At 67.9% G+C, this 25,376-nt stretch carries 21 protein-coding genes; 16 read left to right on the forward strand and 5 right to left on the reverse strand.

The window, feature by feature from the left end:
- The first annotated feature begins 17 nt into the window (after window positions 1-17).
- The 9 genes from AC5P8U_RS15000 to AC5P8U_RS15040 all read left to right on the forward strand — a co-directional run bounded on the left by AC5P8U_RS15000 (window position 18) and on the right by AC5P8U_RS15040 (window position 9,664).
- A complete protein-coding gene (locus AC5P8U_RS15000; RefSeq protein WP_447897338.1) occupies window positions 18-1,268 on the forward strand; it encodes an NAD(P)/FAD-dependent oxidoreductase in 1,251 nt (416 codons plus the stop codon).
- Complete coding sequence (locus tag AC5P8U_RS15005; RefSeq protein WP_134972335.1) at window positions 1,256-1,813, forward strand: DUF3261 domain-containing protein; 558 nt, start codon at window positions 1,256-1,258, stop codon at window positions 1,811-1,813. Before AC5P8U_RS15000 ends, AC5P8U_RS15005 begins: the two co-directional genes overlap by 13 nt.
- Window positions 1,810-2,994, forward strand: coding sequence for a beta-ketoacyl-ACP synthase (locus tag AC5P8U_RS15010; RefSeq protein ID WP_061480631.1), 1,185 nt, complete (start codon window positions 1,810-1,812; stop codon window positions 2,992-2,994). Before AC5P8U_RS15005 ends, AC5P8U_RS15010 begins: the two co-directional genes overlap by 4 nt.
- On the forward strand, window positions 2,991-3,446 hold the full coding sequence (locus AC5P8U_RS15015; protein ID WP_005420287.1) for a hotdog family protein: 456 nt from the start codon (window positions 2,991-2,993) through the stop codon (window positions 3,444-3,446). The genes AC5P8U_RS15010 and AC5P8U_RS15015 overlap by 4 nt, the downstream gene beginning before the upstream one ends.
- Window positions 3,443-4,174, forward strand: coding sequence for a 3-ketoacyl-ACP reductase FabG2 (locus AC5P8U_RS15020; RefSeq protein WP_049416034.1), 732 nt, complete (start codon window positions 3,443-3,445; stop codon window positions 4,172-4,174). Before AC5P8U_RS15015 ends, AC5P8U_RS15020 begins: the two co-directional genes overlap by 4 nt.
- Complete coding sequence (locus tag AC5P8U_RS15025) at window positions 4,174-5,412, forward strand: beta-ketoacyl-ACP synthase (protein ID WP_049438266.1); 1,239 nt, start codon at window positions 4,174-4,176, stop codon at window positions 5,410-5,412. Before AC5P8U_RS15020 ends, AC5P8U_RS15025 begins: the two co-directional genes overlap by 1 nt.
- Before the next feature lie 59 nt (window positions 5,413-5,471).
- The gene (locus AC5P8U_RS15030; RefSeq protein WP_005420284.1) at window positions 5,472-5,912 is read left to right on the forward strand and encodes a hypothetical protein; all 441 of its coding nucleotides are present in this window, start codon (window positions 5,472-5,474) and stop codon (window positions 5,910-5,912) included.
- A 160-nt stretch (window positions 5,913-6,072) separates the two neighbouring features.
- Window positions 6,073-6,333: a YcgL domain-containing protein gene (locus AC5P8U_RS15035; RefSeq protein ID WP_014648833.1), complete on the forward strand. Its 261-nt coding sequence runs from the start codon at window positions 6,073-6,075 to the stop codon at window positions 6,331-6,333.
- A complete protein-coding gene (locus AC5P8U_RS15040) occupies window positions 6,326-9,664 on the forward strand; it encodes an ankyrin repeat domain-containing protein (protein WP_072168054.1) in 3,339 nt (1,112 codons plus the stop codon). The genes AC5P8U_RS15035 and AC5P8U_RS15040 overlap by 8 nt, the downstream gene beginning before the upstream one ends.
- A gap of 110 nt (window positions 9,665-9,774) precedes the next feature.
- Here AC5P8U_RS15040 and AC5P8U_RS15045 read toward each other — a convergent pair whose 3' ends face one another.
- Window positions 9,775-11,553: a monovalent cation:proton antiporter-2 (CPA2) family protein gene (locus AC5P8U_RS15045; RefSeq protein WP_072168053.1), complete on the reverse strand. Its 1,779-nt coding sequence runs from the start codon at window positions 11,551-11,553 to the stop codon at window positions 9,775-9,777.
- A 343-nt stretch (window positions 11,554-11,896) separates the two neighbouring features.
- On the opposite strand from AC5P8U_RS15045, the gene mgtE reads away from it, so the two are divergent.
- Window positions 11,897-13,267 carry a magnesium transporter gene (gene mgtE, locus AC5P8U_RS15050; protein WP_061478973.1) on the forward strand — a complete coding sequence of 457 codons (1,371 nt, stop codon included), beginning with the start codon at window positions 11,897-11,899 and terminating at the stop codon, window positions 13,265-13,267.
- An 85-nt stretch (window positions 13,268-13,352) separates the two neighbouring features.
- Window positions 13,353-16,079, forward strand: coding sequence for a bifunctional acetate--CoA ligase family protein/GNAT family N-acetyltransferase (locus tag AC5P8U_RS15055; RefSeq protein WP_088497005.1), 2,727 nt, complete (start codon window positions 13,353-13,355; stop codon window positions 16,077-16,079).
- Between the two features lie 55 nt (window positions 16,080-16,134).
- Here AC5P8U_RS15055 and AC5P8U_RS15060 read toward each other — a convergent pair whose 3' ends face one another.
- Entirely contained in the window at window positions 16,135-16,515 is a 381-nt protein-coding gene (locus AC5P8U_RS15060; RefSeq protein WP_005420270.1) for a YbjQ family protein, read from the reverse strand.
- Between the two features lie 139 nt (window positions 16,516-16,654).
- Between AC5P8U_RS15060 and AC5P8U_RS15065 the strand changes: the two genes are divergently transcribed.
- Window positions 16,655-17,362: an alpha/beta fold hydrolase gene (locus tag AC5P8U_RS15065; protein WP_447896907.1), complete on the forward strand. Its 708-nt coding sequence runs from the start codon at window positions 16,655-16,657 to the stop codon at window positions 17,360-17,362.
- On the opposite strand, the gene AC5P8U_RS15070 is transcribed toward AC5P8U_RS15065, so the two are convergent.
- The gene (locus AC5P8U_RS15070; RefSeq protein ID WP_188241457.1) at window positions 17,319-18,095 is read right to left on the reverse strand and encodes a YdcF family protein; all 777 of its coding nucleotides are present in this window, start codon (window positions 18,093-18,095) and stop codon (window positions 17,319-17,321) included. The genes AC5P8U_RS15065 and AC5P8U_RS15070 overlap by 44 nt on opposite strands.
- 310 nt (window positions 18,096-18,405) lie before the next feature.
- On the opposite strand from AC5P8U_RS15070, the gene AC5P8U_RS15075 reads away from it, so the two are divergent.
- Both AC5P8U_RS15075 and AC5P8U_RS15080 read left to right on the forward strand, forming a co-directional pair.
- A complete protein-coding gene (locus AC5P8U_RS15075; RefSeq protein WP_053496766.1) occupies window positions 18,406-18,810 on the forward strand; it encodes a hypothetical protein in 405 nt (134 codons plus the stop codon).
- Window position 18,811: 1 nt separating this feature from the next.
- On the forward strand, window positions 18,812-20,545 hold the full coding sequence (locus AC5P8U_RS15080) for an ATP-binding response regulator (protein WP_342366003.1): 1,734 nt from the start codon (window positions 18,812-18,814) through the stop codon (window positions 20,543-20,545).
- A 109-nt stretch (window positions 20,546-20,654) separates the two neighbouring features.
- Here AC5P8U_RS15080 and dkgB read toward each other — a convergent pair whose 3' ends face one another.
- Complete coding sequence (gene dkgB, locus AC5P8U_RS15085; RefSeq protein ID WP_072168049.1) at window positions 20,655-21,464, reverse strand: 2,5-didehydrogluconate reductase DkgB; 810 nt, start codon at window positions 21,462-21,464, stop codon at window positions 20,655-20,657.
- Window positions 21,465-21,710: 246 nt separating this feature from the next.
- Window positions 21,711-23,831, reverse strand: a complete 2,121-nt coding sequence (locus AC5P8U_RS15090; RefSeq protein ID WP_072168048.1) for a methyl-accepting chemotaxis protein — start codon at window positions 23,829-23,831, stop codon at window positions 21,711-21,713.
- A gap of 183 nt (window positions 23,832-24,014) precedes the next feature.
- On the opposite strand from AC5P8U_RS15090, the gene AC5P8U_RS15095 reads away from it, so the two are divergent.
- Both AC5P8U_RS15095 and AC5P8U_RS15100 read left to right on the forward strand, forming a co-directional pair.
- Complete coding sequence (locus tag AC5P8U_RS15095) at window positions 24,015-24,470, forward strand: Rrf2 family transcriptional regulator (protein WP_072168047.1); 456 nt, start codon at window positions 24,015-24,017, stop codon at window positions 24,468-24,470.
- On the forward strand, window positions 24,460-25,365 hold the full coding sequence (locus AC5P8U_RS15100; RefSeq protein WP_088497009.1) for an NAD(P)/FAD-dependent oxidoreductase: 906 nt from the start codon (window positions 24,460-24,462) through the stop codon (window positions 25,363-25,365). Before AC5P8U_RS15095 ends, AC5P8U_RS15100 begins: the two co-directional genes overlap by 11 nt.
- The last annotated feature ends 11 nt before the right edge of the window (window positions 25,366-25,376 follow it).

Raw genomic sequence — 25,376 nt, forward strand, 5'->3', positions numbered from 1 at the left:
GCAACAAGGACGCACCGATGAACACTGCTGTGGATGCTGTCGAACGCACTGAAATCCTGATCATCGGCGCCGGCCCGGCCGGTTCCGTGGCCGCGGCGATGCTGCGCCAGCAGGGCCGCCAGGTCCTGATGCTGGAGCGCCAGCAGTTCCCGCGCTTCTCCATCGGCGAAAGCCTGCTGCCGCAGAGCATGGAGTACATCGAGGCGGCCGGCCTGCTGCAGGACGTGGTCGAGGCGGGCTTCCAGTACAAGAACGGTGCCGCCTTCGTGCACGGCGAAGCGCGTACGGCGTTCGATTTCAGGAAGAAGTTCTCGCCGGGTTGGGGCACCACCTACCAGGTGCAGCGCGCCGACTTCGACAACGTGCTGGCACGCGGCGCCGAGCGCATGGGCACCACGCTGCGCTTCGGCGACGAAGTGCTTGCGGTCGAGCCGGGCGATCAACCGGCGGTGACGGTACGTCGCCCGGACGGCAGTGAATACCGCATCGAGGCCGATTTCATCCTCGATGCCTCCGGCTTCGCGCGGCTGCTGCCGCGGCTGCTGCAGCTGGAGTCGCCGTCCAACTTCCCGGTGCGCGGCGCGATCTTCTGCCACGTGCGCGACAACATTCCGGCCGAAGCGGACTTCGATCGCAACAAGATCCTGATCACCACCCACCCCGAGCACATCGACGTCTGGTACTGGACGATCCCGTTCTCCAATGGCTGCTGTTCGCTGGGCGTGGTCGCCGAGCCGTCGTTCTTCGAGCGCTACGAGGGTGACGACCTGCAGAAGCTGCAGGTCATCGTCGGCGAGGACCCCAACCTGACCCGCCTGCTGGTCAACGCCGAATGGGCGGTGCTGCCGGTGCGCCGCATCACCGGCTATTCGGCCAACGTCAGTTCGCTGTGGGGGCCCGGCTACGCGTTGCTGGGCAACGCCGGCGAGTTCCTCGATCCGGTGTTCTCCTCCGGCGTGACCATTGCCTTCAAGTCCGCGCAGCTGGCCAGTGAATGCCTCAAGCGCCGCTATGCCGGCCAGGCCGTGGACTGGGAGGCCGAGTTCTCAATCCCGCTGCGTGCCGGCGTGAAGACCTTCCGGCGCTTCGTCGAAAGCTGGTACGAGGGCGGTTTCCAGAAGATCATCTACCACCCGCAACAGCAGCCCGAAGTGCGCGACATGATCAGCTCCATCCTGGCCGGCTACGCCTGGGACACCAACAACCCTTACGTGGCCGACGACAGCGGCCGCCGCATGCGCGTGCTGGAGCAGCTGTGCGGCGCGTGATTGCCCGTACTGCGGTGCTGCTGCTGTGCCTGCTGCTGGCCGCCTGTGCCGGCCGCATGCCGAAACCGCAGGTGGAACTGCCGCCGCTGCGCCTGGCGCCGGCCAGCCTGCCGGCGCCGCTGGCGCTGCAGCAGCAGCTGCATTTCCGCTTCGGCACGCATGAGCGCGATCTCGACGCGCTGCTGGAAGCCGACGCCCAGCAGGTGCAGCTGGCCGTGCAGGCGATGGGCCAGACCGGCGTGCGCCTGCAATGGGACGGCCAGCAGCTGACCCAGCAGCGCGCGCCATGGCTGCCACCGCAGGTGCGCGCCGAGCGCGTGCTGGATGACCTGCAGTTCGCGTTGTGGCCGACCGCGGCCATTGCCGCCGTGCTGCCGGCGGGCTGGCAGGTCAGTGATGATGGCTATCAGCGCAGCCTGTCGCGTGAGGGCACCGTGTGGCTGCACCTGCAGCGGCTGGACGATGGCAGCGTGCAGCTGGACAACCGCGCCGAAGGCTATGCGCTGCGCATCGAATCGATCGACATGGCCGGGCCGGACCGATGAGCGCACCGATCTACCTGAACGACCTGGGTGTGGTCTGTGCACTCGGCGCTGGCCGCGCCGCAGTGACGTCGGCACTGTTCGCCGACGCGCCGGGCGGGCTCAGCGACAACGACAGCCTGTTGCCGGGGCGCACCCTGGCGCTGGGAGAAGTACGCACGCCGCTGCCGGCGCTGGATGATCTGCCGGTGGCCCTGCGCGGGCGAAACAATGCCCTGCTGGACGTGGCATTGGCTCAGATCGCGCCGGCAGTGGCCGCGGCGATCGCCCGCCATGGCGCCGAGCGCGTGGCGGTGGTGCTGGGCACCAGCACCTCGGGCATTGGTGAATCCGAGCAGGCATTGCGCAGCCATGCCGAACAGGGCCAGTGGCCGCAGGGCTTTGACTACGCCCAGCAGGAAATGGGCACCGCCGCGCAGTTCGTGCGCCAGCGCAGTGGCGCACAGGGGCCGGCATGGACCCTGTCCACTGCCTGCTCGTCCAGTGCCAAGGCGCTGATGTCGGCTGCACGCATGCTGCGCGCCGGCATCGTCGATGCGGTGATCGCCGGTGGCGCCGATTCGCTGTGCCGCTTCACCGTGGCCGGCTTCAGCGCGCTGGAATCGGTCTCGGCCCAACGCTGCAATCCGTTCTCGCAGCATCGTACCGGTATCAACATCGGCGAAGGCGCCGCGCTGTTCCTGCTCACCCGCGAACCCGGCCCGGTATGCCTGGCGGGGTGGGGCGAGTCGGCCGACGCCCACCACATGTCCGCCCCTGACCCGCAGGGCCTGGGCGCCATCGATGCCCTGCAGCAGGCGCTGCAGCGTGCTGGCTGGGCCGCCGGAGAAGTGGACTATGTGAACCTGCATGGGACCGCGACCGGCCACAACGATGCGATGGAAAGCCTGGCCGTGTCGCAGGTGCTGGGCAGCCACGTGCCGGCCAGTTCGACCAAGCCGTTGACCGGCCACACGCTGGGTGCCTCGGGTGCCATCGAGGCGGCGCTGTGCTGGATCGTGCTGGCCGAGAACCCGCAGCAGCTGCTGCCGCCGCACTGGTGGGACGGCGTGGCCGACCCGGCACTGCCGGTGCTGCCGCTGGTCGCACCGGGCACGCGCCTTGCGCAGCCGCCGCGGCGGGTGCTGAGCAATTCGTTCGCCTTCGGCGGCAGCAATGCCGTGCTGGCACTGGAGCGTCGATGAACACGTTGTACGCGATCGAAGACGTGGTGCCGCACCGCCAGGACATGTGCCTGCTGGAGCGCATCACGCAATGGGACCAGGACGCCATCGAGGCCGAACTGGTGGTGCCCGAGGCCGGCCTGTTCGTCGAGGATGACCAGGTGCCGGCATGGGTCGGCATCGAGTACATGGCGCAGGCCATCGCGGCCTGGGCCGGTTGCCGCGCGCGTGCGGCCGGCAGGCCACCGCAGCTGGGCTTCCTGCTCGGCAGCCGCCGCTACAGCAGCGCGCGCAGCAGCTTCCCCAGCGGTTCGCGGCTGCGCGTGCAGGCGCGCTGCGAGCTGTTGGGTGACAATGGATTGGGGATGTTCGCCTGCCGCATCCTGGCAGGCGAGGAAGAATGGGCGACAGCCAACGTCTCGGTGTTCGAACCGGCCGACGCGATGGCCTATCTGGAGAGTGGACAGGCATGACAGGGAATCGAAGCGTGCTGGTGACCGGCGCCAGCCGGGGCATCGGCCGGGCCATCGCGCTGCGCATCGCGCGCGATGGCTTCGACGTGGTGGTGCATTGCCGCAGCCGCGTGGATGAAGCACAGGCGGTGGTCGCCGAGATCCAGGCACTGGGCCAGCAGGCCCGCGTGCTGGTGTTCGACGTGGCCGACCGCGCGTCTGCGCGGGCCGCCCTGGAGGCCGATGTCGAAGCGCACGGCGCGTACTACGGCGTGGTCTGCAATGCCGGCATCGCCCGCGATGGCGCCTTCCCGGCGCTGTCAGCGGACGATTGGGACCAGGTCATCCACACCAACCTGGATGGCTTCTACAACGTGCTGCATCCGCTGATCATGCCGATGGTGCGGCGGCGCAAGCCGGGCCGCATCGTCACCCTGTCGTCGGTCTCCGGACTGGCCGGCAACCGCGGGCAGGTCAACTACAGTGCCGCCAAGGCCGGCATCATCGGCGCCACCAAGGCCCTGGCGCTGGAACTGGCCAGCCGCCAGATCACCGTCAACTGCGTGGCCCCGGGCCTGATCGAGACCGAAATGCTCAACGACGAAGTGGTTGAACACGCGCTCAAGCTGATTCCCGCCGGCCGCGTTGGCCGCCCAGACGAAGTGGCGGCTACCGTGGCGTTCCTGCTGTCCGAACCGGCCGGCTACATCACCCGGCAGGTGATCTCGGTGAACGGAGGCATGCTCTGATGGCCGCCGATCGTCGCGTGGTGGTCACCGGCGCCGCCGCCATCAGTCCACTCGGCCACGACTGGCCGACCATCGAGGCACACCTGCGCAGCTGCCGCAACGCGGTGCGTGCGATGCCCGAGTGGGATGTCTATGCCGGGCTGAACACCAAGCTGGCCGCGCCGGCGCAGGACTTCGAGCTGCCGCCGAACTACAACCGCAAGACCACCCGCTCGATGGGCAAGGTCGCGATCATGTCGGTGCGCGCCACCGAGGTGGCGCTGCGCGAGGCCGGCCTGCATGAGCATCCGGTGCTGCGCAGTGGCCGTACCGGGGTGGCCTATGGCTCCTCGTCCGGCAGCCACGAGGCCACCGGCGAATTCGGGCGCATGCTCAACGAATTCACCACGGATGGCATCAGCGCCACCACCTACCTGAAGATGATGAGCCACACCGCGCCGGTCAACATCGGCGTGTTCTTCGGCCTGTCCGGGCGCGTGTACACCACCTCCAGCGCCTGCACGTCGGGCAGCCAGGGTGTGGGCGCGGCCTATGAAGCCATCCGCAGCGGCAAGCAGACGGTGATGGTGGCCGGCGGTGCCGAGCAGCTCGATGCCACCGCTGCAGCGGTGTTCGACACGCTGTTCGCCACCAGCGTGCGCAATGACGCGCCGCAGACCACGCCTCGCCCGTTCGATGCCGGCCGCGATGGCCTGGTGCTGGGCGAGGGCGCCTGCACGCTGATCCTGGAAGACCTGGAACACGCGCAGGCGCGCGGCGCCACCATCCTTGCCGAGGTGGTCGGCTACGGCACCAACAGCGATGGCCAGCACGTCACCCAGCCCAGTGCCGACACCATGGCCCAGGCCATGCGCCTGGCATTGGAGGACGCCGGCCTGGACGCGGCGCAGATCGACTACGTCAACGCCCATGGCACCGCCACCGACCACGGCGACATCGCCGAGACCCAGGCCACCGCACAGGTGTTCGGCAGCCGCGTGCCGATCAGCTCGCTGAAGAGCTACGTCGGCCACATGCTGGGTGCCTGTGGCGCGTTCGAGGCCTGGGTGAGCATCCAGATGATGCGTGCCGGCTGGTTCGCGCCCACCCTGAACCTGGCCGAGGTCGACCCGCGCTGTGGCCAGCTCGACTTCATCACCGGGCAGGGCCGCGAACTGCAGGCCGAGTACGTGATGAGCAACAACTTCGCCTTCGGCGGCATCAACACCTCGCTGGTGTTCCGCCGCTGGAGCGAGTGATCCACTGCGCCAACATACCGTTCCCGTTACCCCCGCACCCTCGACAAGGAGATGTTCCGATGCGCCGCACTCTCATGATCGCCACGGCTACCGCGCTGCTGGCCCTGACTTCCACCGCTTCCGCCCGCGACACGCGTGTCGAACAGTCCCTGCAGGAACTGGTCAATTCGCAGGCCGCCAAGGACGCCGGCATCGACGGCAGCGTGCGCTTCTATCTGGCCGGCCAGCCGGTCAGCGTGCAGCAGCGCCTGGGCGAAGACGTGACCAACAAGAAGACCAACGCCGCCAACAAGAGCGATGCCGAGGCCTGCCGCTGGGTTGCGCTGTCGGCACTGCGCGCGCTGCAGGACGGTGCCAAGTCGCGCGGCGCCAACGCCGTGGTCGACATCGTCAGCTATTACAAGAAGAACGAGTTCAAGAGCAGCACCAACTACGAGTGCTACGCCGGTGCCATCCTCGCGGGTGTCGCGCTGAAGGGCACCTACGCCAAGGTCAAGTAAGCGCCCGTGTGGCGGCGGCGCAGCCTGAACGTCGCCGCCACATTGCTGAACCCCGCAGGCGAAACGCCGCCGATCGCGCCGCCATCGTCGGCTGACGGCTTTCCCCGGTGTCGGCTTTCCGACACAATCATGGCTCTTCCCGGGTTATCGTCCCGCGGACATGCACGCCTACGTCTATAAAAGCCAACTCAAGCCGGACACCTACGTCTACGTTCCCCGACGCGATGATTTCAGCGCGCTGCCCGCGCCGCTGCTCACCTCGCTGGGGACGCTCGCCTTCGTGCTGGAGGTGGCCCTGGATGCCCAGCGCCGCCTGGCACAGGCTGACCCGGAAAAGGTCCGCAGCGAAATGAGCGAGCGCGGGTTCTACCTGCAGGTGCCGCCGTCGGTGGCCAGCCTGATGCCGCGCCACTATGACTGACGCCTCCCGTCCGCGCATTCTGTCAATTGCCTTCGCCGCGGGCGCCGTGCTGGCGCTGGGCGCCGCCGTGGGCGGCGTTCCGGGTGCGGTCCTTGCCGCACTGGCGCAGCCCGCGTTCGCGTTGGCGATATCGTGGTGGCGCCGCAGCCGCGCGCTGCTGCCGCTGAAGGTGGTCGCACGCCAGGACCTGCCGGCGCTGCTGGCCTTGTGGGCAGCCGCCCCGCTGTTGCTGGCGCTGCTGCTGGCCTGGCCGCTCGCAGCACTGCGTGACAGCGGCAGCCTGGCGGCAGTGCTTGGCCTGAGCGTACTGGTCAGTGCCGGCCTGTTGGCGGCCTGGCGCACCTGGCCATTGTGGAACGATGTCGAACGCCTGGATGGCAGCCTGGCCCAGCACTGGCAGGCGCTGGCGGGGCGCGACCTGACTGCCTGGCGTGGCCTCGGCGTGGCCGCGCTGGTCATTGCGCTGGCCGCGCTGGTGGTGCTGCCGGCCTGGCCGGGCCTGTTGCCGGAAAGCGCGCGCTGGCCCGCCGCACTGGCGGTCGTACTGCTGTCGCCGGTGCTGCACCTGCTGCTGCAGCGGGTCGCGCCTGCGCCGCTGGTGTCGCTGCGCTCCAGCCCGTTGGCGGCGTCCAGCGCTGAACCCGAACCGATGTTCGCAGCGGCGGCCGAAACCGTGCCGCTGGAGGCGATGGCGCCGCAGGAACTGACACCGGCGCTGTATGAAGCCGCCCGCCAGGGCCGCATCGACCGGGGCCTGCAGCTGCTGCAGGCCGGTGCCGATCCGTATGCGCTGCCGGACCCGAACTGGCGTGACCAGCGCAGCCTGGCGGTGCTGGCCGCGGTGCTGCCGGACCTGCGCCTGCTGCGCGAACTGATTGCCCGCGGCGTCGATGTGAATGCGCCGCACCGGGGCATGACCCCGCTGCTGGCGGCGACCCGCGACAGCTGGCATGGCCGCCCCGAAGCGGTGATGACCCTGCTCGCCAACGGCGCCGACTCGCGTGCCACCGACAGTGATGGCAACACCCCGCTGCACCATGCCGCACGCAGTTCCGACCCGGGGGTGGCCGCGCTGCTGCGCGATGCCGCTGCCGAAGTCGATGCGCTGAACCGTGATGGCTGGTCGCCGCTGGCGGTGGCCTGCCAGGTGGGCAACTGGCGTCTGGCCCGCTTCCTGCTCGAACGCGGTGCACGCTGCGAACCGGCCGATGGCACCCCGGTGCTGCTGGCCGCCGCCGCCACCGAGGATGATGATCCGGCGGGCGTGCAGCTGCTGCTCAAGCACAAGGCACGGGCCGACGCCCGCGATCGCCAGCGCCGCAGTGCGTTGCATGAGGCGGCCCTGGCCGGCCATGTCGAGATCATCGGCGTGCTGCTCGGCGCGGGCGCCAATCTGGAGGCGCGCGACGCACTGGGGCGTACGCCGTGGCTGGAAGCGGCCCGTGCCGGTCGTGCCGCCGTGATCGAGCACCTGCTGCCGCACAAGCCGGACCTGGTCGCGGTGGACGGCGAAGGCCGCAATGCGGTGCAGCTGGCGGCGATGGCCGAGGATGTCTCGCCGCTGCTGATCAAGCGCCTGGTCGAACTGGGCATCGCGGCCGATGCCACCGATCCGCTCGGCCGCCGTGCGGTGGACTACGCCGCCGAGGCCGGCCGCTGGGCGATCGTAGCCCTGCTGGACCCGTCCTATCCGTTGCCGGCCGCGGTCAGTGATGGCCTGGCCGATCGTGGCGAAGCGGCCAGTGCCAGCGGCCTGCTGCCGGACCGTCCGCCGCTGACCCTGCTGCGCGAGGCCCTGGGCTTCGGCAATACCGACGGCATGGCGGCGCTGGCCAGGCTGTGCCAGCCGGAGGAACTGGGCGGGCTGCTGCTCGATCCGGAGTTGGCGCTGGAACCGCGTGCGGTGGACTGGCTGCTGGGCCACGGCGCCGATCCCTATGTGCGTGATGCCTGCTCCGATACGCCGATGTTCGCGCTGTTGTCGCGCGGCATCGATGCGGTGCCGGCGTTGCAGGTGATGCTGCAGCGTGGCCTGTCGCCGGCCGGCCGCGGTGGCCTGGCGCGCTTCCTTGCTGCCTGCGCACAGCACGACCAGGCCGCGCGTGGCCTGGAACAGCTGGCACTGGAACTGCTTGAGCGTGGCGCCGATCCGTTCGCCGCCTCGCCGGCGGGTGATCCGCCGTTGTCGCTGGCGGTGCGCCTGGGCTGGCTGCGGCTGCAGCAGGCCCTGCTCAAGGCCGGCGTTGATCGCGAGGCACGCGACAGCCACGGCATGACCGCACTGCACCTGGCCACCGCATTGGCCCGCGAAGGCGCGCTTAAGCTGCTGGTGCAGCATGGTGCCTCGCCCGAAGCACGTGCCGCCGACGGCCAGACACCGCTGGGCGTGGCGCTGTCGATCGGTCGCCGCGATCTGGCCGACTGGCTCGATTGGCGGGTGTGGCCGTTGCCGCGCCGGACCCTGCGCGAGGCCGATCTGCCGGCCGCCGCAATGGCCGGTGACGTCGATGCAGTGCGCCGCCTCATCGATCTGGGCTTCGCCGTCGACGCGGTCGACGCACAGGGCTGCACCGCGCTGCTGCGTGCTGCCGGTGGCGGCCACCTGGCGGTAACCGACCTGCTGCTGGCGCGCGGCGCCGATCCGCAGCACGCGGCGGCCAGTGGCGCGACGCCGCTGTCGGCGGCGGTCAGCATGCGCCAGGTGGACATCGTTTCGGCCCTGCTCGACGCTGGCGCCAAGCTGGAACACCGCCTGCCGGGTGGCGTGACGGTGCTGATGCTGGCCTCCGCGCTGGGCCTTCCGGACATCGTCGCGCGCCTGCTCACGGCCGGTGCCGACGTGCATGCCGGTGACGCGCAGCAGCTGGGTCCGCTGCACTGTGCCGCGCTGTACGGTTTCAGTGCCCGCGACCGCTCGCGCCTGCTGGCCCTGCTCGACACCCTGCTGCTGGCCGGTGCCGAACCGGACCAGGCCGCCGCTGGTGCTGTCACGCCGCTGCTGCTGCTGCTGGGCGCGCGCGCCGAGCCGGGTACCGCCTGCGACGAGCAGGTGGTGATGGCCGCAGTGGAGCGCCTGCTGGACGAGGACGTAAGCCTGGACGTACGCGACCCGCGCGGCTTCGGCCCACTGCACCTGGCCGCGCTGCATGGCCTGCCGTTGCTGGTGCAGCGCCTGTTGCGCGCCGGCGCCGATCCTGAAGCGCGCGACAGCCTCAACCGCAGCCCGCGCGAGATCGCGGTGATGCGCGGCTTCATCGACGTGGCCGGCGAGTTCGAGCCGCGCGTGCCGGGCGTCTCCTCGATGGCCCGGTTCCTGCGCGACAACGGCTGATCCCTGGAAAAGGGTAGTGCCGGCCGCTGGCCGGCTACCTCATGACATCTCCGGGATCAAGGGATTGCCGGCCAGCGGCCGGCACTACCGCAATCCGTTGGCCAGCACACCTACTCGCCGTCGCTTTCCGCGTCAGCTTCGAACAGGTGCATCAGGTCGTTGCGTGCATCACGCGAGGTCTGGATCACCGCGGCCTCGTCGTCGTACACCAGGTACTGGTCGCGCAGCAGCTGCTCATCATGCTCACGGAAGCGCTGCACATGGCGCTCGGCCACGTCCGGTGCCACGCCCAATGCAGTCAGCACGCGCCCGCTCATTTCCAGACTGGTGCCGAACACTTCGCGGAACGGCTCGGCCGACATGTCCATCAGTCGCCAGGCATGCTGGCGGTTGCGTGCACGCGCCAGCACCTTCGCGTCCGGGTACAGCCGGCGCACCATGCGCACTGCGCGCAGGTTGGTCTCCGGGTCGTCCACGGTGATGACGAACACATCGATGTGTTCGCCACCCGCTGCACGCAGCATCTCCGGGCGGGTCGGGTCGCCGTAGTACAGCTGGTTGCCGAAGCGGCGCAGGTCGGCCACGGTGTCCGGGTTCGCCTCCAGCGCCACGAACGGCACCTTCTGTGCGGTCAGCAGGCGTGCGATCACCTGGCCGAAGCGGCCCATGCCGGCGATCAGCACCTTGGGCCGGTTGTCCGGTGCCACCTTGTCGGCCTCGGCGGTCCCGCGCGGTGGAGCCTTCTCCTGGCCGAGCAGCTTGAGCAGCGCGATCATCAGCAGTGGCGTGATCGCCATCGACAGGCCGACGATCGCCACCAGTCGATCGTGATTGGCGTTGCCGAGCAGGTGCGCGCGCTGCGCTTCGTTGAACACCACGAAGGCGAACTCGCCCCCCAGCCACAGCACGCTGCCCAGCAGCAGCGACTGCCGCGGACTGAGCTTTGCAATACGGCCAATCACATACAGCAGGCTGAACTTGACCACCAGCAGGATCGCCACGCCGGCGGCGATCAGCCACGGCTCTGCGGCGATGCGGTCGAGATCGATGCCCATGCCCACCGCGATGAAGAACAGCCCCAGCAGCAGGCCCTTGAACGGCTCGATCTGCGCTTCCAGTTCGTGCCGGAACTCCGAATCGGACAGCAGCACCCCGGCCAGGAACGCGCCCAGGCTGGGGCTGAGGCCCGCTTCCTGCATGAACCAGGCAGTGCCCAGCACCACCAGCAGAGCGGTGGCGGTGAACACTTCCGGGCTACGGGTGCGCGCGATGATGCTGAACACCTTGCGCAGCACCGGTCGCCCGCACAGGATCACCACGGCCAGCGCGCCGAGGGCCACGGCGGCGTCTTCCCAGCGCAGGGTCTCGTTCTTCGCCCCGCCCAGCAGCGGGATGGCCGCCAGCAGCGGGATCGCGATCAGGTCCTGGAACAGCAGGATGGCAAAACCCAGCCGGCCATGGTCGCTGTTGATCGCCTTGTGCTCGGACAGCAGCTGCAGGCCTACCGCGGTGGATGACAGCGCCAGCGCAACACCGACCACCAGCGCGCTCTTCCACTGGAAGTGGTCGAGCAGCAGCAGGCCGCCCAGCACCAGCCCGGACATCGCCACCTGCGCCGCGCCCGCGCCGAACACCGAGCGCCGCATCACCTTCAGGCGTGCCGGCGACAGCTCCAGGCCGATCACGAACAGCAGCATCACCACGCCGATCTCGGCCGCGCCGAGGATGCGGTCGGCGTCCTGCACGAAGCCCAGCCCGTCCGGGCCCAGCACCACGCCGGCCGCCAGGTAGCCCAGCACCGCGCCGAAGCCGAACTTCTTGAACACCGGCACGGCAATGACCGCCGCCAGCAGCAGCACCAGGGCCAGTTCCAGACCGCCGCTATGCATGGGAATACCTGGTCATCGGGGAAGCCCGCAGTGCGTCCGTTCGGGTGGGGAAAGCGTGGCGAGCGCCACCCGGCCATTATGCGCGCCGGTCGGTGTATGCACGAGAACAACCGGCCGGCCGGCGCCCGGCGCAGGGATGCCGGGTTGACCTGCATGGCCCGCGGGTCCAGACTGCCCGCCGCTGGCGGCGCACCGCCGGCACACGCATCCCGGAGTCCCCAACCCATGTCCAGCGACAGTAGAAGTCGACCTCGTTCGACGCCAGCGATGGCCACCGCCTGACATCGGGACGGTTTGCCTGCGTTGGCGTTGCGCGAGGTCGCACCCCCACAAGGCAAAACCGATGAACCAGAAGCAATTGCTGCGCCCGGTGGCCGATGCCGCCGCATTGGCCGCACCGCTGGCGAACTACAACACCGCCGATGCGGTGGAATTCCTCAACACACTGGAACTGGCCCGCGCTGCGGAAACGCTGGCCGCGCTGCCGTTGCCGCGTGCAGTGAAGATGCTGGAAGCGCCGGAACTGCACCGCAGCGGTGAGCTGGTGGCCGCGCTGCCGCCGGCACGCGCCGCTGCCCTGCTCGGGCTGATGGCTGACGATCGCGCCACCGACATCGTCCACGAGCTGGATGAGGAAGAACGCGCGCGGCTGATCCCGCTGCTGGGCACCGACGCCCGCCAGGCCATCCAGAAGCTGCTGAGCTATCCGCCGAACACCGCCGGCGCGCTGATGACCACCGAGTACGTGGCGGTACCCGCCAGCTGGACCGTGGCGCAGACCCTGCAGCACATCCGCCAGGTCGAGCGTACCCGCGAGACGGTGTATGCGATCTACGTGCTGGAGCCGGCCAGCCAGCAGTTGCAGCAGGTGGTGACCATGCGCCGGCTGATCACCGGCCTGCCCGAGGAATCGATCCTGGACGTGGCCCAGGTCAATCCGCCGGTGACGGTGGACGCGCTGATGGACCAGGAAGAAGTGGCGCGGCTGATCCGCCGCCACGACCTGCTGGCGATCCCGGTGGTCGACGCGCAGCAGCAGATGCTCGGCATCGTCACCGTGGACGACGTGCTCGATGCGCTGATCGAGGAATCCACCGAGGACGCGCACAAGTTCGGCGGCATGGAAGCGCTGGACAAGCCGTACATGCAGATCGGCTTCTTCGAGATGCTGCGCAAGCGCGCCGGCTGGCTGAGCGTGCTGTTCCTGGGCGAGATGCTGACCGCCAGCGCGATGCAGCACTACGAAGACGAACTGGCGCGCGCGGTGGTGCTGACCCTGTTCATCCCGTTGATCATGAGCTCGGGCGGCAATTCCGGCTCGCAGGCCACCTCGCTGCTGATCCGCAGCCTGGCGCTGCGCGAACTGCGCCTGCGCGACTGGTGGAAGGTGGCCATCCGCGAGATCCCGACCGGCATGGTGCTGGGTGCCATCCTCGGCTGCCTGGCGATCGTGCGCATCGTGATCTGGCAGCTGGGTGGCCTGCATGACTACGGCGAGCACTGGATCCTGTTGGCGATCACCATCGGTGCCGCGCTGGTCGGCATCGTCACCTTCGGTTCGCTGTCCGGCTCGATGCTGCCCTTCATCCTGAAGCGGCTCGGCTTCGACCCGGCCAGCGCCTCGGCCCCGTTCGTGGCCACCCTGGTGGATGTGACCGGCCTGGTGATCTACTTCAGCATCGCCGCGCTGATCCTGCACGGCACGCTGCTGTAACAGAAAAAGGGGACGGAGGGGATTAAGTCGTTTGTGCACAAACGACTTAATCCCCTCCGTCCCCTTTTTTGGGTACCGTAGGCGCATGAGTACCTACCACCTGCAGTCTGTGTTCCGTCCGCAGTCGGTCGCGGTGATCGGCGGCAGTCCGCGTGAGCGTTCGGCCGGCCGCGCGGTGATGCGTAACCTGCGCGGCACCGGTTTCCCCGGCAAGGTGGCGTGGATCAACCCGCGGCATGCCGAAATCGATGGCATCCGCACGGTCAAGCGCTTGAAGGATCTGGACTGGGTACCGGACCTGGTCGTCATCACCGCACCGGCGGCGATCGTGCCGCAGGTGGTGCGTACCGCCGCCGAGCGCGGCGTGCAGGCGGCGATCATCCTCACCGCGCACCTGGGCGAAGGCCCGGGTTCGTTGTCCGCACAGGTAGAGGCGGTGGCGCGCAAGCATGGCCTGCGCATCCTCGGCCCGCACTGCCTGGGCGTGATCGCGCCGCATGCGCGGCTCAATGCCAGCATCGCCGCGCATTTCCCGCAGGCAGGCGACCTCGCCCTGATTTCCGAATCCTCGGCGATCGCCGCCGCGCTGGTGGAGTGGGGCGTGGCGCGCTCGGTCGGGTTCTCCGCCGTGGTCTCGCTGGGCGACACGATGGACGTCGACTTCGGCGACCTGCTCGATTACTTCGCCACCGACTACCGCACCCGCGCCATCCTGCTCTATGTCGAGCAGATCAAGGACGCGCGCAAATTCATGTCGGCCGCGCGTGCCGCCGCCCGCGCCAAGCCGGTGGTGGTGGTGAAGTCCGGCCGCGCCGAGCGCGTGCAGCCGGGCAGCCGCGACACCCATGTGCAGGCCCTGGCGCGTGCCGATGATGTGTACGGCGCGGCCTTCAACCGCGCCGGCCTGCTGCGCGTCGGCGCGCTGGACGAGCTGTTCACCGCCGCCGAATCGCTGGGGCGGCTGGGTACCTTCCCCGGTCGCCGCCTGGCCATTCTCAGCAATGGCGGCGGTGTCGGCCGCCTGGCCGTGGACCAGCTGATCGCGCTGCGTGGCACGCTGGCCACCCTGTCCGACAGCACGGTGCAGAAGCTCGATTCGGTATTGCCGCAGGGCTGGTCGCGCAGCAATCCGGTCGACATCGTGGTCGATGCCGATGGCGAGCGCTATGCCGCGGCCATCGAAGCGCTGCTGGCCGACAACGAGAACGACGCGGTGATGGTGGTCAACGTGCCAACCGCGTTCACCTCGTCCGCAGACGCTGCGCAGGCACTGACCCGCACGCTCGGCCTGCGCCCGCGCCATCATCGCGACAAGCCAGTGTTCGCGGTCTGGCTGGGCAACGATGACCAGGCCACCGCCACGCTCAACGCGGCGCGGGTGCCGACCTATCCGACCGAGGCGGAGGCCGTACGCGGCTTCCAGCATCTGGTGCGTTACCGCGAAGCGCAGAACGCCCTGATGGAAACGCCACCCAGCCTGCCGCAGGACTTCAATGTCGATGCGGCGGCCGCGCGAGCGTTGGTTGATGCTGCGCTGGCCAATGGTCAGCAGTGGTTGGACCCGCTGGCCACGCATGAGCTGCTCAAGGCCTACGGCATCCCGTCCGCGCCGGTGATGCACGCGCGTGATGCGCACGAGGCGATGGATCTGGCGCAGCCGCTGCTGGAACGCGGTGCCACGGTCGCGTTGAAGATCCTGTCACCGGACATCCCGCACAAGTCGGAAGTGGACGGCGTGCGCCTGAACCTGTCCACGCTGCCGGCGGTGCAGAGCGCGGCCAACGCGATCCTGTCGCGTGCGCGCCAGCTGCGGCCGGATGCGCGCATCGATGGCCTGCTGGTGCAGCCGACCATCGTCCGCCCGAAGGCGCGCGAACTGATTGTCGGCATCGCCGATGACGCGACGTTCGGCCCGGTGATCGTGGTCGGCCGTGGCGGCACCGCCGTCGAAGTGATCAACGACAAGGCGCTGGCCCTGCCGCCGCTGGACCTGCGCCTGGCCCACGAGCTGATCGGCCAGACCCGCGCTTCGCGCATCCTCAAGGCCTACGGCGATGTGCCCGCCGCCGACGAGCGCGCACTGGCGCTGGCGCTGGTCAAGCTGGCACAGCTGGCCGCCGATATTCCCGAAGTGCGCACGCTGGACATCAACCCGCTGCTGGTCGACAGCAAGGGCATCCTCGCCCTCGACGCGCGCGTGGCAGTGGCACCGTCGCGCATCCTGCACAAGGGCCGTGGCCATCCGCGCTTTTCGGTGTTTCCGTATCCGAAGGAGTGGGAGCGCACCATCGAACTGTCCGATGGCGGCCGGGCCTTCGTGCGCCCGGTGCGGCCGGAGGATGACGCGCTGTTCCGTGCGTTCTTCGCCCGTGTCAGCGACGAGGACCTGCGCCTGCGCTTCTTCCAGTCGGTGAAGCACTTCAGCCACGAATTCATCGCGCGCCTGACCCAGCTCGACTACGCGCGCTCGATCGCGCTGGTAGCGATCGAACCGCGCAGCGGCGAGATGCTGGGCGCAGTGCGCCTGCACGCCGATGCCGATTACCACCGTGGCGAGTACGGCATCCTGATCCGCTCGGACCTGAAGGGCCACGGCATCGGCTGGCGGCTGATGGCGATCATGATCGAGTACGCGAAGTGGCTGGGCCTGGACGTGGTCGAAGGCCAGGTGCTGCGCGAGAACAGCACCATGCTGGCGATGTGCCAGAGCCTGGGATTCAAGACCAGGCTGGACCCGGACGACCCGACGGTGATGATGGTGACCTTGCCGGTGCAGCAGGTCGAGGTGCCCGACGTGCCGCCGGTGGCGTAATCCCAGTAGTGCCGAGCCTACGCTCGGCTGCTTTTGCGTACGCTTGGCGGCTGCATCACCGCACCGGCTCTACCACCACCGCCGTGCCATAGCACAGCACTTCGGTCAGCCCGGTCATCACATCGGTGGCGTCGTAGCGCATGCCGATGATCGCGTTGGCACCCAGCTGCCGCGCGTGCTTGACCATGTCGCGGTAGGTTTCCTCGCGAGCCTGTTCGCACAGCTCGGTGTAGATGGTGATGTTGCCACCGAAGAGCGTCTGGATACCGCCCAGGAAGTTGCCGACGATCGAACGCGAGCGCACGGTGATGCCGCGCACCACGCCGAGGTTGCGCACGACGCGATGGCCGGGCAGCTCGAAGGCGGTGGTGACCAGCGCATCGTCGAAGCGCAGCGCGGGTGGGGTGGGGGTGCCGCTGTTGTAGGGGTCTGCCATGGTCGCGTCCGTGTCGCTGCCTTCTGTAGAATCGAGCCATGCTCGACAGGCTGTGCTGCAGCCGAGCATGGCGCGACTCTACAACGCAATCGCCCGTTGCGGCATGGTTCCGTCACGGTGCTGGCGCGACAATATCCCCATGACCGACCGTATTCCCCTGTTGCTGCTGCCCGGCCTGCTCAACGACGCCGAGCTGTGGCGCGCGCAGCTGGCCGACCTGGCCGATATCGCCGACTGCACCGTGGGCGACCAGACCGGTGGCGAGACCCTGCAGGCGGTGGCCGAAGACGTGCTGGCGCAGGCACCGGAGCGCTTTGCGCTGGCCGGGTTCTCGCTGGGCGGCTTCGTGGCCCAGCAGATCCTGCGCATTGCGCCGGAGCGGGTGCTGCAGCTGGCGCTGATCGATACCTCGATCCACGCCGACTCACCGGAGCGGGCCGAGCAGCGGCGCAGCCAGCGCGCCAGCGTGCGCCTGCCGGGGAAGTTCCACGGCTTCGGCGATGTGCTGATGCGCAGCTACATCGATGCCTCGCGGCTGGACGACTACGTGCTGGTGCAGCGCGTGCGCGACATGACCACCCGCCTGGGCGCGGAAGTGTTCCTGCGCCAGAGCGCACTGGAACGCCGCGATGGCCATGATGTGCTGGCCGGTTACCGCGATCCGCTGCTGATCGTATGTGGCGCCAACGACCGCATTACGCCACTCGCGGTGAGCGAGGAAATGCACGCGATGGTGCCGCACTCGCAGCTGGTGGTGGTGCCCGATTGCGGGCACCTGGCGCCGATGGAAAAACCGGACGAGGTCAGTGCGGCAATGCGTGGGTGGTTGTTGCAGGCGCGATGCTGACCGGCTCGATGGAGGCGTCGTTCCAGCCCATCCGGTTGTAGAGGTGGTAGCGCAGAACGCCGATACGCTCATGCAATATCACTTCGACCAGCAATAGATTGAATGTGGAGGGCAACCACCCCCGGGTGGCACGGAGGCGGTCGCTGGGCAGGCCCTCGGCCACGACGCCGAAGTGACGGAAGTAGATCAAGCTCCGCGTGAGATGCAGGCCCGAGGTGACCAGCACCACCCGCGAACTGTCATGTCCGATGATCGCGCTGCTGTTCCTGGCGTTCTGCCAGGTGTTCGCGCTGGTGCGCTCGCGGACGATATGCTCGGTGGGCACGCCCAGTGCCATCAGTTCGCGTGCGTAGACATCGGCCTCAGCGACATCGCCGTTGGCAGTGACGCCTCCGCTGGCAAGCACCGTACAGACCTCGCGCGTGCGATCGCATTCGTGGTAACGCTGTGCAGCCCTCATCAGGCGGCTGTAACCGGCCAGCCCGGGCCTGGGGCCATGGGCATCGTGATCGATTCCGGCACCCAGCAGTACGATCACAGTGCGTGGATGTAGCGCATGTTCAGTGACAAGCGGCGTGTCCTGCGCGCGGTCCAGCAGCCATTGCGTGATCGGCTGGCTGGCGCTGGCCGCAATGGCCAGGGGAAGCGTCGCCAGAAGTGCAGCGCTGCGCAGGCGGCGTTTCAAGACCAGCACGCTGCATGAAAGCAGCAGGAGAAGCGTCAATGTCAGCATGGTGGTCCATGAGGGAAGTTTGAAAGGATTCCGATGGCGTAGTGCATTCGTTGCCTACATGCTGGGTGCCATGGACCTGAAGCGACTGTCACTCCCGGCCCGATGTGCTGCCATCGTAGGCGGAATCATGCTCGCGGTTGCTGCAGGGCATCTGTTGGGTGGCTGCTTTCCACAGTTTTTCGTACAGATCCATCAGCGGATGCAGTAGCTCGTGGGTCATGCATGCTGACGCATGAGGTTTCCAGTCAGGCGTAACAGGGCGCAGGAGTACACCCGTTCAAGTGTTGAATGCGACAGATGGAGGAAGGCGATGCAGAGCTTGAAGTCCCGGGTTGGACTGCACTCAGGTCCACACGCCATGGACCGGCCTGAGCTTGGGGAACGCTCGATGCTGGGTCTCATTGCGGCAACGTCGCCCCACCAGCTCCCATCATTCACCGCAGCGTTGGACGCGGCGATATCGCAGTGGATGAGCATGGCGAAGGAAGAATCCTTCGGTGGCATGGAGCAGGAGCTGGCGCGCCTGCATGCCTTGAAGAGCGTTACCTCGGCGTTGGGCAGCGCCGGAGTTGCGCTGGCCTGCGACGCGTTGAGTGACTGTCTCCGCTCGGGTACAGAAGCGCGCGCTGTGCGGCGGCGGGCATGCGCGTTGGCACTGTCTGCGCAGCGTCTTCTGCATCGTGCGACGACGCATTTCCGGATGGAAGGGGGCTGACGTGCACGAGCCCCGTGTTTCCTCGCAGGCCCCCGCACCGGCAGCATTGCTGCAGGCAGCCCGTGCGCTGGAGATGCATCGCCTGGCCTGGCTTCTGTCGTCCCTGCAGGAGCCACGCGCCAGCGGATTCCGGGTGCTGCTGCAGGCACTGGTGGTGCTATGGTGCTGGCTGTGGGTGGATGGTCCGCAGCCGGTTCTGGCCAATGAGGCGGCCCGTGCGTTGCCGGTGGCCGTTGCACTGCTTGCGGTATCCGTGACATGGGCACTCGTTGCAAGTCTCTGCATGGAGCGCTGCCACCGCTGGTGCGATGGGGTAGGCCTTCTGCTCAGCCTGGCAATGGTTGCGATTCAGGTGAATGCGGCGTTCATCCTGCTGATGACGCTCAATGCAGCCCTGCCTTTCCTCGTGATCTCCGCCACCGCGGTGTATGGCCGCAGGGCAATTGCTCCCGCGATTGCATCGACTGCGCTGGCATTGCTGTGGGCCGCGCCTGAAGGCTACTGGGTCTCTCGACCCGCCTACCTGGCCTACGCGCTGGCATTGACGGTCCTGTTGCCGCTGGTGGTGGCGTCGCTGGTAGCCGCGATGCGTGACATAGCGCTGCGTGCCATTGCTTCGCGTGAGGCACAGGGCCGATTCGTCAGTACGATGAGCCACGAGCTGCGGACGCCGCTGAACGCTATCATCAGTGGGATCCAGCTGCTGGAAGTGGGGACAGTAAGTGCGGCCCAACGGCATGCACTGGCGACGGTCGCCACGCAGGCGCAGGCGCTCAGGCACCGTATCGATGATGTGCTGGACGTGGCCAGCATCGATGGTGGCCGGCTGCAGTTGCGGCTTCATCCTTGTTCGCTGCGTTCGATCATCGAAGGGGTACAGGCGACCTGCATGCCCGCTGCCGCCGACAAGGGCGTACTTCTGCAGCTGGATGGGAGTGAGCCCGATGTCTGGATGCTGGCAGACGGCGGCCGTATCGAACAAGTGGTGACCAATCTTGTCTGCAACGCCATCAAGTTCAGCCCTATGGCGGGCGAGGTATCGGTATCCATCAATGCTGCCCGGTCAGGTGACGACTGGCAGGTTCAGATCGAGGTCTGCGATTCCGGCTTGGGGATCGAAGACGCGGATCTGGAGATGATCTTCTCGCCGTTCGTACAGCTCAGCCAGGGAGAGGCACGCTGCGAGCAGGGTGTCGGGCTGGGGCTGTACATCGTTCGGCTGATTTCCGATGCCATGGGCGGAACGATAAGCGTGGGCCGCAGTGAAGCAGGCGGTGCCTCATTCGTGTGGTGCTTCACCGTGGCCTCCACCTTGGAGGTGGACTCTCCTCCTTCCCTTGAACAGCTTCTTCAGTCACATGCAGCATCGGTGCGACCGCTGCACTGCCTGCTGTTCGAGGACGTGGAAACCAACCGTGAGGTGGTGGAGCGCCTGCTGCAGAGCGCCGGCCATCGCCTCAGCTCCCGCCATGATGGCCACGATGCGCGGAAAGTGATCATGGCACTCGGACCTGATGTGGTGCTGCTGGATCTGCACATGCCGGGCTGCAGCGGATGGGAGGTGCTGGAGTCGGTAGCCAGGGACCCCGGCGCGCCACCGGTTCTTGTAATGAGCGCGGATACGCGGGTACAGGTGATTGAAAGAGCCCGCGCGCTGGGGGCTGCCGGTTTTCTATGCAAGCCGCTGGACATCCACGACGTGCTGGATATGTTGCGCGGTGTTGCCGAGCGCTGACCGACCGGTAGGTGTCGACCTTGGTCGGCACGGTGTTTCATCGATCGATCAGACGTCTGCGCCGACCAGGGTCGGCGTCTACCAGAGCAGTTGCGCGCCGTCGTTGGAATCAATCCCAGGCCGGCGCGATGCCTTCCGGGTTGGCCAGGCGATGGCCGCGGTCGAGCTTGGCGATCTGTCCCATGTCTTCGTCGGTCAGGCGGATCGCTGCCGCTTCCAGGTTGCTGGCCAGGTTCTCGCGCCTGGTCGAGGACGGAATGACCGAGAAGCCCTGCTGCAGCGCCCAGGCCAGCGCGACCTGCGCCGGCGTGGCCTGGTGGCGGCCGGCAATGGCCTGGATCACCGGGTCCTTGATTACCTCACCATAGGCCAGGCTCATGTAGGCGGTGATGTGGATGCCGTTGTCCTGCAGGAATTTCACCAGCAGGCGGTTCTGCAGGTACGGGTGGATCTCGATCTGGTTCGTGGCGATGGCGCCGGCACCCAGGATGCCGATCGCCTTGCGGGTCTGCGCGATGGTGAAGTTGGAGATGCCGATCTCCTTCGTCAGGCCCTGTGCCTTGGCCTCGGCCAGTGCGGTCAGGTACTCCTCCATCGGCACGTCGACCTTGTCGTTCGGCGACGGCCAGTGGATCAGCGTCAGGTCCACATGATCGGTGCGCAGCTTTTCCAGACTGGTACGCAGGCTGGCCAGCAGCGCTTCGCGCTTGAACTCGGTGATCCAGATCTTGGTGGTCAGGTAGATCTCATCGCGCGGCACGCCGGAATCGGCGATTGCCTGGCCGACTTCGGCTTCGTTGCCGTAGATCTGCGCGGTATCGATGGCGCGGTAGCCGACCTCCAGCGCGTTGCGCACGGAATCGATCACGGTCTGGTCTTTGAGGCGGAAAGTGCCAAGACCGAAGGCGGGGACTGTCATGAGGGGCTCCAGCAGTGGGGGAGGGAGACGGGACTATCCACGAAAGGGTAGGCCAGCGGCCGTGTGCATGCCGGCAACGGTGCATTGCACTGCCGTGTACGACCACAGGCCGTAATGAGTGCGGAACGTTGGTCCGCACTGTTCATGCCGCCACCCATGTAGCGTTGGACGCTGCCGGCCAGCGGCCGGCACTACCCCAGTCCGCGCTCCACGGTGGTGCCGGCCGCTGCCCGGCGACCGGATCCCTCAGGCCGCGCGCGCCAACGCGTCCTTCGCTGTCGCCGTGGCCGACAGGTCGAACACATCGACCGCATCGATCAACCGGTTCGCCTGCTGTTCCAGGCTGCGCGCCGCGGCGCTGGCTTCCTCCACCAGCGCGGCGTTCTGCTGGGTGGTGCCGTCCATCTGGATCACCGTCTGGCTGACCTGTTCGATGCCTGCGCTCTGCTCCTGCGACGCCGCAGAGATCTCGGCCATGATGTCGGTCACGCGCTGCACCGAGGCGACGATCTCGGCCATGGTGTCGCCGGCCTCGCGCACGCGCTGCGCACCCTCACCGACCTGTTCCACCGACGCCTCGATCAGCGACTTGATCTCCTTTGCCGCCGCCGCAGAGCGCTGCGCCAGCGTGCGCACTTCGCTGGCGACAACCGCGAATCCGCGGCCCTGCTCACCGGCGCGTGCCGCTTCCACCGCCGCGTTCAGCGCCAGGATGTTGGTCTGGAACGCGATGCCATCGATCACGCTGATGATGTCGGCGATCTGCCGCGACGACGTTTCGATCGCACCCATGGTCGCCACCACCTGCCCGACCACGCTGCCACCGTGTGAGGCGACACCCTGTGCACCGATCGCCAGCTGGTTGGCCTGGCGCGCGTGTTCGGCGTTCTGGCGCACGGTGGAGGTCAGCTCTTCCATGGATGCCGCGGTCTCTTCCAGATTGGCGGCCTGCTGCTCGGTACGGCGCGACAGGTCATTGTTGCCGGCGGCGATCTCCGCGGCGGCGGTGTGGATGTTGCCGGAGGCGTGCTTGATGTCGGTGACGATGGTCGCCAGCTGCGTGGCGGTGGTATTGGCATCGCCGGCGATACGCGCGAACACACCCTGGAAATCACCGTGCATGCGTGCACCGAGGCGGCCATCGGCGATCGCGCGCAGCATCGTCGAGACTTCGCCGAGGTTCAGTTCTGTGGTCTGCATCAGGCGGTTCAGGCCATCGACCATCGCGCGGAAGTCATGCTCGAAGCGCGCGCTGTCGCCGCGCTGGCTGAAGTCACCGGCGGCCGCCGCTTCGGCCAGGCGGCGGATTTCGCCGTTGATCGCCCCGAGGTTGTGCTTGACCGCATCCAGCGCTTCGGTGATCACTGCCTTCTCGCCGGGCAGGCGTTCCATGTCCTGGCTGAGGTCGCCGACGGCGTAGCGGCCCATGATCGAGATCGCGCGCATCTTCACCCGGATGTGCGCGTCGACCAGCGTGTTGCAGTCGGCCACCATGGTGCCGAACGCGCCCGGGAAGGCAGCGGCGTCCATGCGATGGCTGATGGTGCCGGCCTCGTGCGCCTGGGCCATCGCGGCCTGCGCATCCAGCACGCCGCGCAGCGTGGACTGCAACGCCTGCATCGCCTGGGCGAGGCGTCCGATCTCGTCGCGGCTGCGCACCTGTACCACGTGCTGCAGGTCGCCGGCAGCCACTGCGCGTGCAGCGGCTTCCACCGCCAGTACCGGCTGCACCACGGCGCGCCGCAGCCACCAGGACAGGCCGATCAGCAACAGCACGGCGGCCAGCACCGTCAGTGACGCGCACAGCAGCAGGGTCTGCCGCGCCTGCTGCGAACGTGCCGCCAGCGCCGCTTCGGCCACCTGCGTGGCATGCCTGCTCAATGCATCCAGTGCGGTCGCCACCGCGCGATCCTTGCCGCGCACGAGGGTGTCGCCGACGGCGGGATCGTAGCCGGCCGCGGCAAATGCCTGCAGCGCCGCGTGATAGTCCTGCTGCAGCTGCGCGTGCAGGCCGATGAACGCCTGCGCCAGTTCACGCGTGCGCGCGTCCGGGCTGGTCACCAGGCCCTTGGCCAGCCGTTCGACCAGGCGGCCTTCGTTGTCGAAGGCGTCCAGATGGCGCTGACGCAACGCGTCGTCGTGACCACGCAGCAGCACGTTCTTCCATTCCTGCACCTGGCCGCGGAACTCACGCTGCAGGCGTTCGGCGTCGCGGCTGTGCGCGACTTCGGGTGGAACCTCGGTGGACAACTTGAACCAGGCGGAGGCCAGGCCAGCCAGCGCGCACAGCAGGACCACGGCCAAGCCAACAGAAACCGCGCCGAGCAGCTTGGACTGCAGGCGCGGAGCACGGACAGACGCATTCATCGGGAAGCACTCTCGGGAAGGGGCAATGCGGTATCGACCCGCCAAGCTCCCGCTGAAGTGCGACGAACATCACATTAGCGTTTCGTTTAGTGATGTGAAGAAAGTGTTTCATAGGACAAATGTGTCCATATGGAACGAATACGGACCCTGGACAGGGGATATAAATGTAACTAATGTAGTTACATGAAATCCGCGAACCTGCTCTCTGACGCCCTGCACGTGATGGCGCACCTGGTCGGCCAGGACGGCCCGCGCACCTCCGAGCAGCTGGCGTCCTGCCTGCCGACCCATCCGGTGGTGATCCGCCGCCTGCTGGCGCAGCTGCACAGGGCGGGCCTGGTTCACAGCGCCCGTGGTCATGGCGGTGGCAGCCAGTTGGCCCGCGATGCCGCAGCCATCACCCTGCATGACGTCTACCTGGCGGTGGGCGCACCGTCGCTGGTGCAGGTCGGTACCCGTGATTCCGGCGGTGGCTGCCCGATCCAGCAGCTGGTCAACAGCGCTTTGCTGGAGGGTGCACGCGAAGCACAGCGCCTGCTCGAACAGCGCCTGCGGGCGACCACGCTGGACAAGCTCGGCGCCGACTTCGCCCGCCATCTCGCCCATCACCGTTCCCTGGAAGGTCACCATGAATCCTGATGTGCTCATCGTCGGCGGCAGCTATGCCGGCATTGCTGCGGGCCTGATCCTGGCCCGTGCCCGCCGCCCGGTCACCGTCATCGACGCCGGTTTGCCGCGCAATCGTTTCGCCAGCCATTCGCACGGGGTGATGGGGCTGGATGGCATCAGCGGTGCCGAGCTGCTGAAGGCCGCGCGCCAGCAGCTGCTGGACTACCCCAGCGTGCGCTGGGTGCATGCCGAGGCCGTGCAGGCCAACGCCAGCGCAGAGGCCGTGGAAGTACGTACCGCCGATGGCCAGGTGCTGGCCGCGCGCAAGCTGCTGCTGGCCAGCGGCATCGCCGACCAGCTGCCGGCGCTGCCGGGTCTGGCCGAGCGCTGGGGCAGCACCGTGCTGCACTGCCCCTACTGCCACGGTTACGAAGTGGGTGGCGGCGCCATCGGCCTGCTTGGTGGCCATCCGATGTCCGCCAGCAAGGCGCCGCTGTTTGCCGACTGGGGCAATGTCACCTTCTTCAGCCAGGGCCTGCCGATCACCGATGAGGAACGGGCTGCCATGCAGCAGCGCGGCGTGCAGATCGAGACGTCACCGGTGCTGCGCGTGCAGGGCGACCAGCCGACCTGGCTGGAGGTGGAGCTGGCCGACGGCCGCCGCATCGCCCAGCGGGCGCTGTTCGTGCCGGCCACCCAGGTGATGGCCACACCGCTGGTGCAGCAGCTGGGCTGCACATTGGCCGAGAGCCCGCTGGGCGAGCTGATCGAGGTCGACATGATGAAGCAGACCTCGGTGCCGAACGTGTATGCCGCAGGCGATGCGACGACGGTCGGCAACATCACCCTGGCCATGGCCGAAGGCGTGCGCGCGGGCATCGGCGTGCACCACGCGCTGGTGGCCGAAGACAGCGTCGTGCGCTGAACGTTGCACAG

Source organism: Stenotrophomonas sp. YJH_SMC_81 (assembly GCF_059370875.1).

Bases quoted from the DNA above. Each gene is read 5' to 3' on its own strand.
- AC5P8U_RS15095 (WP_072168047.1), top strand. From the start codon at position 24,015: ATGAAATCCGCGAACCTGCTCTCTGACGCCCTGCACGTGATGGCGCAC.
- mgtE (WP_061478973.1), top strand. From the start codon at position 11,897: ATGAACCAGAAGCAATTGCTGCGCCCGGTGGCCGATGCCGCCGCATTG.
- AC5P8U_RS15055 (WP_088497005.1), top strand. From the start codon at position 13,353: ATGAGTACCTACCACCTGCAGTCTGTGTTCCGTCCGCAGTCGGTCGCG.
- dkgB (WP_072168049.1), bottom strand. From the start codon at position 21,464: ATGACAGTCCCCGCCTTCGGTCTTGGCACTTTCCGCCTCAAAGACCAG.
- AC5P8U_RS15045 (WP_072168053.1), bottom strand. From the start codon at position 11,553: ATGCATAGCGGCGGTCTGGAACTGGCCCTGGTGCTGCTGCTGGCGGCG.
- AC5P8U_RS15065 (WP_447896907.1), top strand. From the start codon at position 16,655: ATGACCGACCGTATTCCCCTGTTGCTGCTGCCCGGCCTGCTCAACGAC.
- AC5P8U_RS15025 (WP_049438266.1), top strand. From the start codon at position 4,174: ATGGCCGCCGATCGTCGCGTGGTGGTCACCGGCGCCGCCGCCATCAGT.
- AC5P8U_RS15090 (WP_072168048.1), bottom strand. From the start codon at position 23,831: ATGAATGCGTCTGTCCGTGCTCCGCGCCTGCAGTCCAAGCTGCTCGGC.
- AC5P8U_RS15040 (WP_072168054.1), top strand. From the start codon at position 6,326: ATGACTGACGCCTCCCGTCCGCGCATTCTGTCAATTGCCTTCGCCGCG.
- AC5P8U_RS15100 (WP_088497009.1), top strand. From the start codon at position 24,460: ATGAATCCTGATGTGCTCATCGTCGGCGGCAGCTATGCCGGCATTGCT.
- AC5P8U_RS15035 (WP_014648833.1), top strand. From the start codon at position 6,073: ATGCACGCCTACGTCTATAAAAGCCAACTCAAGCCGGACACCTACGTC.
- AC5P8U_RS15000 (WP_447897338.1), top strand. From the start codon at position 18: ATGAACACTGCTGTGGATGCTGTCGAACGCACTGAAATCCTGATCATC.
- AC5P8U_RS15010 (WP_061480631.1), top strand. From the start codon at position 1,810: ATGAGCGCACCGATCTACCTGAACGACCTGGGTGTGGTCTGTGCACTC.
- AC5P8U_RS15070 (WP_188241457.1), bottom strand. From the start codon at position 18,095: ATGCTGACATTGACGCTTCTCCTGCTGCTTTCATGCAGCGTGCTGGTC.
- AC5P8U_RS15030 (WP_005420284.1), top strand. From the start codon at position 5,472: ATGCGCCGCACTCTCATGATCGCCACGGCTACCGCGCTGCTGGCCCTG.
- AC5P8U_RS15020 (WP_049416034.1), top strand. From the start codon at position 3,443: ATGACAGGGAATCGAAGCGTGCTGGTGACCGGCGCCAGCCGGGGCATC.
- AC5P8U_RS15060 (WP_005420270.1), bottom strand. From the start codon at position 16,515: ATGGCAGACCCCTACAACAGCGGCACCCCCACCCCACCCGCGCTGCGC.
- AC5P8U_RS15015 (WP_005420287.1), top strand. From the start codon at position 2,991: ATGAACACGTTGTACGCGATCGAAGACGTGGTGCCGCACCGCCAGGAC.
- AC5P8U_RS15075 (WP_053496766.1), top strand. From the start codon at position 18,406: ATGCAGAGCTTGAAGTCCCGGGTTGGACTGCACTCAGGTCCACACGCC.